Here is a 14,385-nt window from a genome sequence, read left to right as displayed (position 1 = left end):
AAAAATTAATCAGATGTTAAAGAAAAACGAAGCTTTATTTTTGTTAAGCTGTTAATTTTTAACGTTTTAAATAAATGAAAAATGTACGGTAAAATAAAAGAACATCTGCAAAAGGAATTGCAGACAATTGAGGAAAATGGAATTTTTAAAAAGGAACGAATTATTACGTCTCCTCAAGGGGCAGAAATTACAATTTCGACAGGTGAAACGGTGTTGAACTTTTGTGCTAATAATTATTTAGGACTTTCTTCTCATCCAGAAGTGGTTCAGGCTGCTAAAGATGCAATGGATACGCATGGTTTCGGAATGTCATCTGTTCGTTTCATTTGCGGAACACAAGATATTCATAAAACATTAGAGAAAAAAATTGCTGATTTTTATGGTACTGAAGATACTATTTTATATGCGGCAGCCTTTGATGCAAATGGAGGGGTATTCGAGCCTTTGTTAGGAGAAAACGATGCAATTATTTCAGACAGCTTAAATCACGCTTCTATAATAGATGGTGTTCGTTTATGTAAAGCAACTCGTTATCGCTATGAAAATAATAATATGGAAGAATTGGAGCAGCAATTAATTAAAGCAAATGAAGCAGGGGCTCGTTTTAAATTAATTGTTACTGATGGAGTTTTTTCTATGGACGGTCTTGTAGCGCCACTAGATAAAATCTGTGACCTTGCTGATAAATATGATGCAATGGTTATGGTAGATGAATGTCACGCGGCCGGCTTTATTGGAGCAACAGGAAAAGGAACTCTTGAAGCAAAAGGGGTAATGGGAAGAGTAGATATTATTACAGGAACTCTTGGTAAAGCCTTAGGAGGAGCAATGGGAGGATATACTACTGCGAAGAAAGAAATAATCGAATTGTTGCGTCAGAGATCTAGACCTTACTTGTTTTCAAATTCGTTGGCGCCAGCAATTGTTGGGGCTTCAATTAAAGTCTTTGAATTATTAGAAAAAGACACAACACTTCGTGATAAACTAGAATGGAATACAAACTATTTTAAAGAAGGTATGAAAAAAGCAGGTTTTGATATTATTGATGGAGATTCTGCAATTGTGCCTGTTATGTTGTATGATGCAAAATTGTCTCAAACGATGGCAAATGAACTTTTGAAACAAGGGATTTATGTTATTGGGTTTTTCTTTCCAGTGGTTCCAAAAGATAAGGCTAGAATAAGAGTACAGCTATCTGCAGCGCACGAAAAAGAACACTTGGATAAAGCTATAAATGCCTTCACAGTTGTCGGTAAAATGTTAAAAGTTATATAATTACCACTTACGTTAAATTTTTGTAGGTTTTTTTTAACATTTCATTTTGTATTTAAAAAATTTGGTGTTACTTTTGCTTGTAATTAACTAAATTGTAATTAAAAAAATTAAGTATGAAACATCTTAACAAACTTTTAGTTGCTGTATTGATGGCGATGGGTTTAAGTTCTCACGCGCAAGACAGTAACAATCCATGGGCGATCTCTTTCGGGGTTAATGCTGTGGATACTAGAACAAGTTCAGGAGCTGGTAGCGGATTTTTTGATCAGCACTTCTCTCAGCCATTCGCTGTAAAAGACAACTGGAATATTCTTCCTTCTCTATCTTACATTGGAGTAAATAGATATGTTGGACACGGTTTCTCAGTTGGTTTACAAGGATCTGTAAACAAAATTGATAAAGCTGTTTATTTTAGACCGTTAGCTCCAGGGCATGATGGAAGAGGTAACATTGTAAGTAATCCTGGTGATTTAATGTACTACGGAATTGATGCTACTATCAAATACAGCTTCCAAGAGTTAATCAAATCTAAAGTAGTTGATCCTTCGTTATCTATTGGTGGAGGTTATACTTTCTTAGGGGATGACAGTTTTGGAACTGTTAATCCAGGAGCTGGTATTACTTTCTGGTTTACAGATGCTATTGGTCTTGAGCTTGCTACAAGATACAAATGGGCTGTTGCTTCAGGTTCAGGAGATAATCCAGGAAGAGATGATTATAATGGAGTTATTGATACTCCATCTCACTTCCAACACACTGCAGGTTTGATTTTCAAATTCGGAGGTAAAGATACTGACGGAGACGGAATCTATGACAAAGATGATGCTTGTCCAGATGTTGCTGGTTTAAAACAATTCAACGGATGTCCTGATACTGACGGTGACGGAATCGTTGATGCTTCTGATGCTTGTCCAGATGTATTTGGTTTAGCTGCATTAAACGGATGTCCTGACACTGACGGAGACGGAATTGCTGATAAAGATGACGCTTGTCCAGATGTTGCTGGTTTAGCTGCTTTAAAAGGTTGTCCTGATACAGACGGAGACGGAATCGCTGATAAAGATGACAAATGTCCTACAGTTGCTGGTCCTAAAGAAAACGGTGGTTGCCCATTCTTAGATGCTGATAAAGACGGTGTAGCTGATAAAGATGACGATTGTCCTACAGTTGCTGGTCCAGCTAGTAACAGAGGATGTCCAGAAGTAACTTCTGAGGCGTTAGAAGATCTTAAAGTTCAAGCTAGAGCGGTATACTTCAACTCAGGAAAAGCTACTTTCAAAACTGGAGATAAAGAAACTCAAGCTAGATTAGATGCTATTAAAGAAATCCTTAAAAACTATCCAAACGCGAAATTCTCTATTGAAGGACACACAGATAGTACAGGTTCTGCTAAAATCAACCAAAAACTTTCTGAAGACAGAGCTAAAGCTGTGTTAGATGCATTAGTTCAAAGAGGTGTTAACCCAGAGAACTTAGAGTCTAAAGGATTTGGAGCTAGCCAACCAGTTGCAAGTAACAAAACTGCTGCAGGTAAAGCACAAAACAGAAGAACTGAAATTAGACACATTGGTTCAAAATACCAAGGTAAACTATAATTAGTTTTCTAAATAAACAGGAAAAGCCATTCTTAATTGAATGGCTTTTTTTATTTTTATCCTATGGTAAATACTTCTTTTCTTCAAAAAATTGCCTCTGTTGTAATTCAGGACTTTGCGGACAAACTTTCTGAAATAACAATAATACTTCCTAATAAAAGGGCAAAAGTTTTTTTGATCGAAGCTCTTAAAAAAGAGACTTCAAAAACTATTATTGCTCCAGAGATTACAAGTATAGAAGATTTTGTTCAAGATGTAGCTTCAATTCGTTCGGTTGATTCGATTGAGCTTTTGTTTGAATTTTATGAAGTTTATTTGTCTATTACTGAACAAAAACAACAGCAATCTTTTGAGCTGTTTGCGAACTGGGCAAAAACACTTTTGCAAGACTTTAATGAAATTGACAGATACCTTTTGGATCCTTCTCATGTTCTGTCTTATCTTAAAGATATTGAAGATATAAAAAGATGGGGGCTAGAAGTAGACCAAAAAACAAAGCTTCTTGAAAACTACATAGATTTCTGGAAGTTGCTCCCGTTGTACTACGAGTCGTTGTACAATCATTTGCTTTTTAAGTCAATTGGATATCAAGGTTTGATTTATAGAGAAGCGGTAAATAATCTTAATCATTTTTCGAATACTATTGGAAACCGTACATTTATTTTTGCCGGTTTCAATGCTCTAAATGCTGCCGAAGAAAAAATAGTACAGCATTTACTTGCTTTGGATCAAGCTAGAATTTATTGGGATGCTGATCAGGCTTTTCTCAATGATCCATATCATGATGCAGGACTTTTTTTAAGAAGATTTAAAGAAAGTTGGAAACATTATAAGTCAAATGTTTTTGAATGGATTGTTGATGATTTTTCACAGTCAAAAAACATTCAAATAATAGGAACTCCAAAAACAATTGGCCAAGCAAAATTGGCGGGGAGTATTATTGAAAATTTAATAGATCAAAATCCAGATGCTTCACTGGATAAAGTTGCAGTTGTGCTAGGTGAGGAAAACTTGTTGGTTCCTGTTCTATACTCGCTTCCTTCATCTGTTGGGGCATTAAATATTACGATGGGATATTCTGGGAAAAATAATCCGTCGCAGATATTTGTTGCCAAATTGTTTAAAATGCACACTAATGCGCTTTCCCGAAAAGGGGGCAGTTATGTTTTTTATTATAAAGACGTGCTTGATATTTTAACGCATCCTTTGGTGGAGCCTTATGCGAACGCACATAGATTAGTAAGAATGATAAAAGAGAATAATTATACTTTTATTACGCATCAGAAAATTTTAGAACTACATCCTGAGTCTTCAAGTTTTTTTAATTTGTTGTTTGAAAAATGGGAAAATGGTTCTATAGCAGTTTTAAAGAATATTTCGACTTTGTTGATCGCAATTAAAGATCATTTTAGCAATGACAATGAAGAAGAAAAAATTGCGAAAGCTTTTGTGTATGGCGTTTTTAAAGTAATAAATAAGCTTATAAATTATTACTCTAAACATCATCATATTGATAATATTGATACACTGCATTCGATTTATAAACAGATTATAGATTTAGCGGAAGTATCTTTTGAGGGTGAACCATTACGAGGTTTGCAGATCATGGGGGTTTTGGAAAGTCGTGTTTTGGACTTCGATACTGTCATTATAACTTCTATGAATGAAGGTAAATTTCCAGCTGGGAAATCGCAGAATTCATTTATTCCTTATGATGTAAAAAGAGAACTTGGACTTCCGACTTTCAAGGAAAAGGATGCTATTTATACTTATCATTTTTATCACTTATTACAGAGGGCTAAAAATATTTATTTGATTTATAATACTGAAAATGACGGACTGGATGCCGGAGAACGAAGCCGTTTTATTACGCAACTAGAAGTCGAGAAGAAACCACAGCATAATATTACTTTTGATATTTATAATCCAGATCTTCCAAATACTGCTTATGAGCCTATTTCTGTTGCTAAGTCTGAATTGGTAATGGAACGATTGAAGGAGATTGCTGTTAATGGTTTTTCGCCCTCAGCATTGACTAGCTATATTCGAAATCCGATTGAGTTTTATTTTCAAAAGATATTGAGAATTCGGGAAGTGGAAGAAGTGGAAGAAAATATTGCTTTGAATACTTTAGGAACAATTATTCATGAAACATTAAAAACGCTTTATGAACCTTTTATCGGAAAATTTATTTCTGAGAACGATCTTTTAAATTGTTTTAAATTGCTGGATGATGAAGTTCTCAAGCAGTTTAAGTTGGTTTATAAAGAAGGTGAAATCAAGAAAGGGAGAAATCTTTTGGCTTTTGAAGTTGCAAAACGAAATGTAGCTAATTTCTTGAGAATGGAATTAGAATCGGTAAAAAACAATGAAGCGATTCAGATAATTGCTTTAGAGCAAACTTTTGAACGCGAGTTTGTTCATCCAAAATTGCCGTTTCCTGTTTTAATTAAAGGAAATGTCGATCGAATTGAACGTCGAGATGGGAAAATCCGAATTATTGATTATAAGACTGGAAAAGTAGAAAAGTCTAATGTTATATTGAAATCTTGGAATGGATTAACACAAGAGCTTAAAAACGACAAAATCATTCAGGTTTTGGCTTATGCATTCATGTTTGAGAAACATGCAGGCGGACTTCCGATAGAAGTTGGAATTATATCCTTTAAAAATTTAAAATCGGGTTTTTTGCCTTTTGGCTTTAAAGAAGAAAAGGATTTAGATGTTATAGTGTCACCTCAAATCTTGAATTCTTATTTGGAAGAAATTGCTAATTTGCTAGCGGAGATTTTGGATATTAATATTCCTTTTGAAGAGAAAATCTAGAATATATTATCAGGAAATTTAGAAACATATTTGAATTTTATAAGACGACTTTGATAGTGAATTTAGCCGTTTCTGCCATTGCATTTCTTTTTGGAGGATTTAATCATTTTTTATTGATGATAGCTACACTAGGTTTTGCTTCAAGCATTGGATTTAAAGAAATATATCGCCAAAACGAATATTTGTTTTATAGGAACAATGGTCTTTCAAAAAGAAGGCTTGTGTTTTGTAGTCTTTTGCTAAATTTTGGTTTTGTATTTCTGTCTTTGATGATTTGGGTTTTAATTCAAAAAGTATCTTGAAAAAGCATATTCTTGAAGTCAGCGGAATTCAAAAAAGCTTTAATAATAAATTATTGCTTTCGGATATTTATTTGAAATTGGAAACAGGTCAAATAATAGGCTTGTTTGGCAGAAATGGCTCTGGAAAATCTACCTTGTTAAAAATTATATTTGGAATAGTGCCCGCTTTAGATAAAAGTATTTTTGTTAACGGAATTTCAAAAAATAATGCCTCTACTTTGTTAAATGAAATTGGTTATCTACATCAAAACCAATTTATTCCAAATCATTTTTCGGTTTTGCAAACCATTTTGTTATCTGTCGATAAACAAAAAGCGCACTTTGTTTGTGAAGATGATTTTTTAAAATCTCTTTTAAATCAAAAAATTAGGGATTTGTCTTTTGGAGAATTGCGATATCTTCAAGTTAAATTGATACTTTCTAATCAATCAAAATTTGTATTGTTGGATGAGCCATTTAGTGGTTTGTCTCCTAAAATGATAGAAATTGTAATGTTGTTAATTAAAGAAAATTCTCAAGAAAAAGGAATAATTGTTACAGATCACCATTATAGAAATGTTATAGAAATCGCAACAGATTTAAGAATATTAAACAATGGTAAGTTGCAGGTAATCAATGAAAAAGCCGAACTTATGCAGAAAGGTTATCTGATAAATTCGGCAATTTTTTAGATGCTTTTAGCTGAATATTTTTTTGAAAAAACCTTTTTTAGATTTTTCTCCAGAAGTCGAGTTGTTAATGTGTCCGTTTTCAATACGAAATCTTCTAAACTTCTCCAGTTTTACATTTAAGTCAAAGCGTAATTCGTCAACAGTTTTCATTTTGTTAAATTTTTTGCAAAGCTATAGAAAAACTTCTGTCAATTGCAATAATCCGCAAATGTTAATTTTAGAAATGAGTTTTGTTAAGCGAAATGTTATGTTTTTAGTATTATTTGCTTTTTATGTTAATTTTTTTTGCATATTTTTTGCAAAAAAATAGGATTAATTAAGTGATAAATAAAAGTGCGTCAGTACGTTATACTACATCTTTTTTTAACAAGTGTTTATCGCACAATTGCCAATATTAAAATATCTTTGGCGCTTCCAAAAACATGACAAATAAGAAAATGATTGATTTACAAACACTAGTAGAAGAGACTGGCGCAGAGTCTGGACTAAGTTTTAATATTGATGGAATCTTGAATGAGTCTGTTAATTTAGAATACGACGGGAATGTTGCAGCAATGATCGGAATGATTTTAAAGATGTGCCTTGAGATGTCTGAAGACGTTAATAATGGAGATCTTAAACAAGTTATGATAAAAAATAACGACGGGATTGTTGTAGCAAGCAAAAATCAAGATGATAATTGCATCGCGTTGCTTTCTAAAGATTTAAGCAAAATGGGTCTATTGCTGAGAAAAATGGATTCTATTTTTAACAACTAATTTAAAACCAAAAATTTAATACACATGTCAGATTTTTTGCAAAATTTTCAAAACGATTTAAAAGAGAATGTTAACGGATTTATCGCTGTTTCGGTTACAGAAGTTGAAACAGGAATGTCGTACTGCTCTCTAACAGTAAAATCTGATTTTGATCCAGAATTGGCTTCGGCTTATAATTTAGAAGTCGTAAAAGCTAAATTAAATGCACTTAGAGCCTTAGGATTAAATCAAAAAATTAATGATATTTTAATTACCCTTACAGATCAGATTCACATTATTGATGTTTCTGAAGATGGAAGATATTTTATCTACTTAGCGGTAGATTCTACTAAAGCAAATCTTGGTTTAACAAGAGCGACTTTATCTAAATACAAGAAAGACATTACTTCAAAGTTATAACGATATTTTGCCCCCAAGAATGAGAAAAAGGCTATTTCAACCCTAGGTTAGAAATGGCCTTTTTTGATTTTGATAGTTTCGGTTTTTATTCGAAGAAATCTAGTAAAATAGCTTTTAGAGCTTCTTTGTTTTCAATTTGGCTCATATGCCCGTCTTCAAAAGAAACCAATTCTACTGTCGTATCTTCGATTTGCGAAAGACTTTCTTCGTAATTTAAAACAGGATCTTTTTTTCCTAATATCAATAAAATCGGAAATAAATTTTTGCGAACCAGTTCTTCTCTGTCTTTTCTAATTTTCATTCCTTCCTGAGAAGCGATAATTCCTTGCAAAGGCGTTTTTAAAGCTTCCGTTTTTACTTTTTCGATTTCTTCTGCTAATCGAATTCTGTTGTTTTCGCTGAATAAATTTGCAATCGCTAAACTTACAAAATTGACATAATTTTGTTTGACAGCTTTAATGGCTCGGGTTCTGTTTAATTTTTTCTCCGCGCTGTCTTCTTTTGAAGTGGAGTTTAGTAAAACTAATTTCTGAATTTTTTCTGGATATAATTCGGCGAAAGCCAAACCAACATAACCCCCCATTGAATGCCCGACAATTGTAGCTTTTTCAATATTTAAATGCTCTAAAACTTCATTTACAGCGCCTGCATTGTCTTCCATTTTATGAATATATCCTAAACAATCAGATTCACCATGACCTAATAAGTCGATTGCTACAACGCGGTACTTTTCTGAAAACAGATTATTATATTCTAACCACATTTTTTTGTTTTCAAGAAAGCCGTGAAGTAAAACTATTGTGTTTCCAATTCCAGAATCTGAGTATGATATTTTAGTATTTTTATATAAAATCGTTTTCAAAATGAACATTTTTTTTGTGAAAGCACAAAGTTAAGAAAGCTGAAGTAAAATATCATGATGTCTTGATTTAATTGGGAAATCTTTAAAAGAGTTATAAAATTATTTATAACATTGTTTAGTTTGTGAAATAATAAAAAATGGCTTCCATTTCTGAAAACCATTTCTATAAATTAAAATCGGTTATCACCATCCAAAAGATTTCCTAGTCCGCCAAGTAGGCTTCCTTCATCACGACTATTTCCGCCAGATCGTGGTGCCGATGCAATAATACGGTCAGCCAATCTTGAGAATGGTAACGATTGTATAAAGACTGTTCCTGGACCTTTTAAAGTGGCATAAAATAAACCTTCGCCTCCAAAAATCGAATTTTTAATACCACCAATAAATTCAATATCATAATCTACATCTTTGGTAAAACCAATAATGCATCCCGTATCTACTTTTAAGACTTCGCCAGGAGCTAATTCTTTTTTAGCCATTGTTCCTCCAGAATGTACAAATGCTATTCCGTCTCCTTCAATTTTCTGCATGATAAAACCTTCACCACCAAATAAACCGCGACCTAGTTTCTGAGAAAATTCAATTCCGACAGAAACGCCTTTGGCAGCGCATAAAAAAGAACTTTTTTGACAGATAAATTTACCTTGAAATTGAGTTAAATCAATTGGAAGAATTTTTCCAGGATATGGTGATGCAAATGAAACTTTGCTTTTGGTGTCACCTTGATTTAAAAATGCAGTCATAAACAAGCTTTCGCCAGTAAGAACTCTTTTGCCTGCATTTAAAAGTTTGCCAAACAAACCCGAACCTTGTTGTTGCGAACCGTCTCCAAATATAGTTTCCATTTGGATATTGTTTTCCATCATCATAAAACTGCCTGCTTCGGCAATTACAATTTCTTGTGGATCCAATTCTATTTCCACATACTGCATTTCTTCGCCAAAAATCTGATAATCTATTTCGTGTGCCTGCATAATTTCTTAGATATTTGTTTTTAAAATTAGACAAAAAATGCTGTAGAATGTTACAGTGTTTAACGCACTTCGACTGTTTTTAAGAACTTTAAATGATTTTGTTATTTTAAATTAGTCTTAATTACGTGTTTATTTGTTTTAAATTCTATATTTTTGCATCGTTATAATTTTATCAGAATGTCATTAGTTAGCGATTTGACCACCAAAGTATTATTTGAGACCGAAAAAGGATATAGTTACCAATGTGATTTGACCAATAGTATAATTATCAATTTTGTTGATACTGTGTCAAGTTATAAGATTCAAGATTTTTTGATTTTTCAAAGAAAGGTTAATAGTGTTGATATTCTTAACATGCTTTATGACTTATCTGACCAATCAGATGCACAGCTGATTGAAACTACCAAAAGAAACTTTTCTAGAAATCTTAATATCTGCGAAATAGTGCAGTTAAGAGATTTGTTAAACGGAACAAAATTTACCCTCAGCCTGCATTCTATGCTTTGCAATATGGTAAACGTCGAGCTTATTTAGATTCTTACTTAGATTAAATCCAAATTTTCAAGGGGTTACGATCTGCTTCTTTAATTTTTGTAATTTTACACGTATAAAAATTAAAGGTTATGAAAGATTTACTAAGAACACGTACTTCATTAGTTGAAGGTGTAGAAAATATATTGAATTTACAAGCAAAATTAGAAAGTGACGCTTCGAACAAATATTTAGCTATGGCTGCATGGTTGGATAGAAATGGTTATGCTAATACAGCATCGTATTTGTATAAGCAAGCAGAAGAAGAAAGAGAGCATTTTCTAAAAATTTTCAAATTCATTACAGATATGGGAGGGATTGCAATTACGCCATCGGTTCCAGAAGTACAGCAAGAATTTGCTTCTTTTAAAGAAGTATTCGAAATTGCTTTGCAAAACGAAATTGCAGTTACTCAGGCAATTAATAAAGTGATTGCAAAATGTAGAGCTGAAAATGACTACGCTACAGAAGATTTCATGATGTGGTATGTAGCAGAACAAAGAGAAGAAGAGAAAAATGCAAGAAGAGCATTAGAGCTTTTTGATCTAATCAATGGAAATGAAGCTGACGGTAAATTCCAATTGGATGTACAAATCTCAAAAATCGGATAATTACCGATTTATATAATTTAAAAAGCCCTTAATATTTTATTAAGGGCTTTTTTATTGGTTTTAGATGTCACTTCCCAAAGATTAGAGAATTTTTAGTTTCTTTTGTTTTGGAAGATCAGCTTCGGAGAAGCGAAATATTTATAGAAATTTATGTATTGCCAAAACAAAAGCTCCGGCGGAACGACATATGTTTTTTTACATTATGTGTCGCTCCGCTGGAGCTCTTTTACATCAATATGATTGAATGGCTATAAATATTTCGCCCCACTGGGGCTTAAAAAAGAAACACTTATAAAACAAAGGCTGCCCGAAAATATTGGACAGCCTCTTTTTTATTTATGAATTTATCAAAGTCTCAATCTCATCTGCTTCAACAGGAATGTTACGCATTAAGTTGAAAGGTTCTCCTTTTTCCTGAACCACAACGTTATCTTCTAAACGGATTCCGAATTTTTCTGCTGGAATGTAAATTCCTGGCTCAACCGTGAAAACCATATTTGCTTTCATTGGTTCGTGAAGCAATCCGTAATCGTGCGTGTCAAGACCTAAGTGGTGAGACGTTCCGTGCATGAAATACTTTTTGTAAGCAGGCCATTCTGGATTTTCATTCTGAACATCTGCTTTGTCGATTAAGCCTAAACCAAGTAATTCAGAAGTCATGATTTTACCTACTTCAACATGGTATTGTTTCCAAAGTGTTCCAGGCGTAAGCATTTTTGTTGCTTCGTTTTTAACTCTCAAAACAGCATTATAAACCGCTTTCTGACGATCTGTAAAACGTCCAGAAACTGGAATTGTTCTCGTCATGTCGCTTGAATAATTTGCATATTCAGCCGCAACATCCAACAAAATCAAATCTCCGTCTTTACATTGCTGGTTGTTTTCGATATAATGTAAAACATTTGCATTGTTTCCAGAAGCGATAATTGGCGTATAAGCAAAACCTTTAGAACGGTTACGGATGAATTCGTGAGCTAATTCCGCTTCGATTTCGTATTCTGTAACGTTTGGTTTTACAAATCCTAATAATCTACGGAAACCTTTTTCTGTGATATCACAAGCATGCTGAATCAAATCGATTTCTTCGCTTTCTTTTACAGAACGAAGTCTTTGTAAAATTGGGTTGCTTTTTGCGACATTGTGTGCAGGATAACGCTCTTTCCACCATTTTACGAAACGAGCTTCGCGAGTTTCTGTTTCAACAGTCGCACGGTAATGTTCGTTTGTATTGATGTACATCGTATCGGCATACGTCATCATTTCGTTCAAAACTTTATGAAAATCCTGTAACCAATAAACTGTTCTAATTCCAGAAACCTGAAAAGCACGTTCTTTAGTCAGTTTTTCGCCTTCCCAAACTGCGATATGATCGTTGGTTTCTCTCAAGAAAAGAATTTCTCTCTGATGCTCATAAGGCGCATCTGGAAACAAAAGTAAAACGCTTTCTTCTTGATCAACACCGCTTAGATAAAAAATATCTCTGTGTTGAGCAAACGGTAAAGTACTATCGGCACTAACTGGGTAAATGTCGTTTGAGTTGAATACAGCAACCGAATTAGGTTTCATTTCAGCCATGAACTTTCTGCGATTTTTTACAAAAAGAGCGCTGTTTATTTGATGATATTTCATAATTATTTCGTTTTTGAACTTCGAATTTCAAAATTACTAATTTTTGAATTAGTGGCGTATAGCAGATTTATTAAAGTTTTCTTATTTATTGTTTTTGCCACGAAGGCGCTAAGGCACGAAGTTTTTTTAATCGTAAAGGAGGCTAAGGTTTACGCAAAGTGCGCAGGAGATTTTTGCTCGCAAAGACGCGAAGTCGCAAATTTTTTTTGTTGCAAAGAACACAAAGTTTAAGTTCTGTTTTGTCTTCCTGAGCGAAGTCGAAGGATCTGCGCAAAGCATTTCTTTAAACAATAACGAAATAATCTCGCAAAGTCGCTAAAGCGCAAAGTATTTACCGAATCTTGTCATTTCGAGGAAGGAGAAATCTCCATAAGTAACTCTACAAAGATTTGTATACACACAGTTTTGTCATCTCGACGAAGGAGAGATCACACTCGAAATTCCACAAAAATTAGCGGTTTTGTTTCACGCGGATTTAGCAGATTCTGTAGATTTTTTCTTTTCAAATTCGTAATTAACCACAATCTTGTCATTTCGACGAAAGGAGAAATCTCCGCAAGTAACTCTACAAAGATTGGTAAACACAAAGTTTTGTCATCTCGACGAACGAGAGATCACACTCGTAACTCTATAAAGATTGGCGATTTTTGTTTCATGCAGATTTTGCAGATTTACATTTAATTATCTTTTAAACGATTTTGTATATTGGCTAATAATATTCTAAACCTAACAACAGAATGAAAAATCTCCTTATTTTAATATTTATCTCCAATATTTCATTTGCGCAGACTGCTGTTTTAAAATTGAAATTTCCAAAAGATCCAAAGATTTCTCAGAAGTTTCAAAATGCAATAGATGAACAAAAAAATCAATTCTGCTGGGTTTATAAGAATAACAAAGAAGAAGTTCAGAATTATACAACTGAATTTATTTTAGATAAAATCGATAATAATCGGGAATATGGGTATTTGTTCGAAGCTGAATATTGGGTAGGATATAATTACGAAAAGATAATTCCACAATTAATAAATCGGATAACAAATAAAAAAGAAGTTGGTCTTGTGAATAGCGCCGATTTGATGATATTTGAAAGAATAGAAAGTGGAGACTTAAAAGCCTACGGACATGGATTGATAGTTAATGATGATTTATTCACAATTGCTGGAAGAGCAAACAGATTGCTAACAGTTGTAACAGGAGAAAATTTTGGTTCAGTTTCGATGAAATCAACTCCGAAAGATTTACATATTCTTCAAGAAAAATGGATTGTTTGGTTGAATGAGCTTTAAAAAAAATAGACTTCTTAATATAAATATTTAGGATATGCTTTATAAGTTAAATTGATAAAAAACCGAAGCTTTGAAATTTCAAAACTTCGGTTTTTTTCTTTTATAAAAATAAATTTCTATTTCTTATCAAGCAACTTCTCCAAAAGCGCCACTTTTTCTTTTTCAGCTTGAATTAACTGTTGGTAAAGTTTTTTATTCTCTTCATACGATTCAATAAGCTTATCAATCGGATTAAAAGTACATCCATGACTTATTACTGAAGAGCCAGTATTGTTTTCTATTTCGAAAGTATTCCCAATAATATTAAAAACAGCATCTTCAGAAAAGTTTTTTATTGCTTCCGGTGTAACTCCCAAAGCTTCTGCAATTCTGGTTAATTTTTCATCATCAACGTTTTCACTTCCTTCGAGATTAGAAATAGATTGCTGACTAACACCAAGTGCAATAGCAAGCGCTTCCTGCTTCATATCTCTCAGTTCTCTAATTCGGCTAATGTTTCGACCGATGTGTCTTGGTTTTGTTGCTGTGCTCATGATTCAAAGATATTTAAAATTCTTTTAGGTTTTTAGTTTCGGTACAAAACAAGGTTCTGTAGTATATTTCTAAAAACATTTCAAAAAGTAAAAATACAATTTTTCTGACTATCGAATTGGTTTTGAATTT

General features: G+C 33.2%; 14 protein-coding genes. 9 read left to right on the top strand and 5 right to left on the bottom strand.

Translation table 11 applies throughout. From position 1 onward, the window contains the following. Nucleotides 1-81 precede the first annotated feature (81 nt). The 4 genes from kbl to ACFO3N_RS13135 all read left to right on the top strand — a co-directional run bounded on the left by kbl (nucleotide 82) and on the right by ACFO3N_RS13135 (nucleotide 6,669). Complete coding sequence (kbl, locus tag ACFO3N_RS13150) at nucleotides 82-1,275, top strand: glycine C-acetyltransferase (protein ID WP_379798382.1); 1,194 nt, start codon at nucleotides 82-84, stop codon at nucleotides 1,273-1,275. Between the two features lie 113 nt (nucleotides 1,276-1,388). After that, complete coding sequence (locus ACFO3N_RS13145; protein ID WP_379798380.1) at nucleotides 1,389-2,870, top strand: OmpA family protein; 1,482 nt, start codon at nucleotides 1,389-1,391, stop codon at nucleotides 2,868-2,870. Between the two features lie 63 nt (nucleotides 2,871-2,933). Beyond that, entirely contained in the window at nucleotides 2,934-5,696 is a 2,763-nt protein-coding gene (locus tag ACFO3N_RS13140; RefSeq protein WP_379798378.1) for a PD-(D/E)XK nuclease family protein, read from the top strand. A gap of 298 nt (nucleotides 5,697-5,994) precedes the next feature. Continuing rightward, nucleotides 5,995-6,669 (top strand): ATP-binding cassette domain-containing protein, encoded by a 675-nt coding sequence (locus ACFO3N_RS13135; RefSeq protein ID WP_379798376.1) that lies wholly within the window; start codon nucleotides 5,995-5,997, stop codon nucleotides 6,667-6,669. A 6-nt stretch (nucleotides 6,670-6,675) separates the two neighbouring features. Here the strand turns inward: ACFO3N_RS13135 and ACFO3N_RS13130 are convergent, their stop codons facing one another. Then, nucleotides 6,676-6,819 (bottom strand): hypothetical protein, encoded by a 144-nt coding sequence (locus ACFO3N_RS13130; RefSeq protein WP_248728558.1) that lies wholly within the window; start codon nucleotides 6,817-6,819, stop codon nucleotides 6,676-6,678. Nucleotides 6,820-7,091: 272 nt separating this feature from the next. Between ACFO3N_RS13130 and ACFO3N_RS13125 the strand changes: the two genes are divergently transcribed. Both ACFO3N_RS13125 and ACFO3N_RS13120 read left to right on the top strand, forming a co-directional pair. Beyond that, complete coding sequence (locus ACFO3N_RS13125) at nucleotides 7,092-7,427, top strand: roadblock/LC7 domain-containing protein (RefSeq protein ID WP_250834922.1); 336 nt, start codon at nucleotides 7,092-7,094, stop codon at nucleotides 7,425-7,427. Between the two features lie 24 nt (nucleotides 7,428-7,451). Further along, entirely contained in the window at nucleotides 7,452-7,826 is a 375-nt protein-coding gene (locus ACFO3N_RS13120; RefSeq protein WP_095928390.1) for a hypothetical protein, read from the top strand. An 85-nt stretch (nucleotides 7,827-7,911) separates the two neighbouring features. Here ACFO3N_RS13120 and ACFO3N_RS13115 read toward each other — a convergent pair whose 3' ends face one another. Both ACFO3N_RS13115 and ACFO3N_RS13110 read right to left on the bottom strand, forming a co-directional pair. Then, nucleotides 7,912-8,688 (bottom strand): alpha/beta fold hydrolase, encoded by a 777-nt coding sequence (locus tag ACFO3N_RS13115; protein WP_379798374.1) that lies wholly within the window; start codon nucleotides 8,686-8,688, stop codon nucleotides 7,912-7,914. Nucleotides 8,689-8,858: 170 nt separating this feature from the next. Continuing rightward, nucleotides 8,859-9,662, bottom strand: coding sequence for a TIGR00266 family protein (locus ACFO3N_RS13110; protein WP_379798372.1), 804 nt, complete (start codon nucleotides 9,660-9,662; stop codon nucleotides 8,859-8,861). A 177-nt stretch (nucleotides 9,663-9,839) separates the two neighbouring features. Here ACFO3N_RS13110 and ACFO3N_RS13105 point away from each other — a divergent pair, with 177 nt between their 5' ends. Further along, nucleotides 9,840-10,196, top strand: coding sequence for a hypothetical protein (locus ACFO3N_RS13105; protein WP_379798370.1), 357 nt, complete (start codon nucleotides 9,840-9,842; stop codon nucleotides 10,194-10,196). Nucleotides 10,197-10,285: 89 nt separating this feature from the next. Continuing rightward, nucleotides 10,286-10,804, top strand: a complete 519-nt coding sequence (locus ACFO3N_RS13100; RefSeq protein ID WP_095928386.1) for a ferritin — start codon at nucleotides 10,286-10,288, stop codon at nucleotides 10,802-10,804. A 336-nt stretch (nucleotides 10,805-11,140) separates the two neighbouring features. Here ACFO3N_RS13100 and ACFO3N_RS13095 read toward each other — a convergent pair whose 3' ends face one another. Further along, complete coding sequence (locus ACFO3N_RS13095; protein WP_379798368.1) at nucleotides 11,141-12,433, bottom strand: aminopeptidase P family protein; 1,293 nt, start codon at nucleotides 12,431-12,433, stop codon at nucleotides 11,141-11,143. A gap of 737 nt (nucleotides 12,434-13,170) precedes the next feature. Here ACFO3N_RS13095 and ACFO3N_RS13090 point away from each other — a divergent pair. Further along, nucleotides 13,171-13,722 (top strand): hypothetical protein, encoded by a 552-nt coding sequence (locus ACFO3N_RS13090; RefSeq protein ID WP_379798365.1) that lies wholly within the window; start codon nucleotides 13,171-13,173, stop codon nucleotides 13,720-13,722. Between the two features lie 116 nt (nucleotides 13,723-13,838). Here the strand turns inward: ACFO3N_RS13090 and ACFO3N_RS13085 are convergent, their stop codons facing one another. Further along, nucleotides 13,839-14,255 (bottom strand): helix-turn-helix domain-containing protein, encoded by a 417-nt coding sequence (locus ACFO3N_RS13085; protein WP_379798363.1) that lies wholly within the window; start codon nucleotides 14,253-14,255, stop codon nucleotides 13,839-13,841. Nucleotides 14,256-14,385: the final 130 nt, after the last annotated feature.

The organism is Flavobacterium chungangensis, from assembly GCF_042654045.1.
GTDB classification, from domain to species: domain Bacteria; phylum Bacteroidota; class Bacteroidia; order Flavobacteriales; family Flavobacteriaceae; genus Flavobacterium; species Flavobacterium chungangensis.
Note: the sequence above shows the minus strand (reverse complement) of the source record. Positions and strands in the feature narration are given on the sequence as shown.

Coding starts and splice junctions, on each gene's coding strand:
- kbl (WP_379798382.1), top strand. CDS start 82: ATGTACGGTAAAATAAAAGAACATCTGCAAAAGGAATTGCAGACAATT.
- ACFO3N_RS13145 (WP_379798380.1), top strand. CDS start 1,389: ATGAAACATCTTAACAAACTTTTAGTTGCTGTATTGATGGCGATGGGT.
- ACFO3N_RS13140 (WP_379798378.1), top strand. CDS start 2,934: ATGGTAAATACTTCTTTTCTTCAAAAAATTGCCTCTGTTGTAATTCAG.
- ACFO3N_RS13130 (WP_248728558.1), bottom strand. CDS start 6,819: ATGAAAACTGTTGACGAATTACGCTTTGACTTAAATGTAAAACTGGAG.
- ACFO3N_RS13125 (WP_250834922.1), top strand. CDS start 7,092: ATGACAAATAAGAAAATGATTGATTTACAAACACTAGTAGAAGAGACT.
- ACFO3N_RS13120 (WP_095928390.1), top strand. CDS start 7,452: ATGTCAGATTTTTTGCAAAATTTTCAAAACGATTTAAAAGAGAATGTT.
- ACFO3N_RS13110 (WP_379798372.1), bottom strand. CDS start 9,662: ATGCAGGCACACGAAATAGATTATCAGATTTTTGGCGAAGAAATGCAG.
- ACFO3N_RS13105 (WP_379798370.1), top strand. CDS start 9,840: ATGTCATTAGTTAGCGATTTGACCACCAAAGTATTATTTGAGACCGAA.
- ACFO3N_RS13100 (WP_095928386.1), top strand. CDS start 10,286: ATGAAAGATTTACTAAGAACACGTACTTCATTAGTTGAAGGTGTAGAA.
- ACFO3N_RS13095 (WP_379798368.1), bottom strand. CDS start 12,433: ATGAAATATCATCAAATAAACAGCGCTCTTTTTGTAAAAAATCGCAGA.
- ACFO3N_RS13090 (WP_379798365.1), top strand. CDS start 13,171: ATGAAAAATCTCCTTATTTTAATATTTATCTCCAATATTTCATTTGCG.
- ACFO3N_RS13085 (WP_379798363.1), bottom strand. CDS start 14,255: ATGAGCACAGCAACAAAACCAAGACACATCGGTCGAAACATTAGCCGA.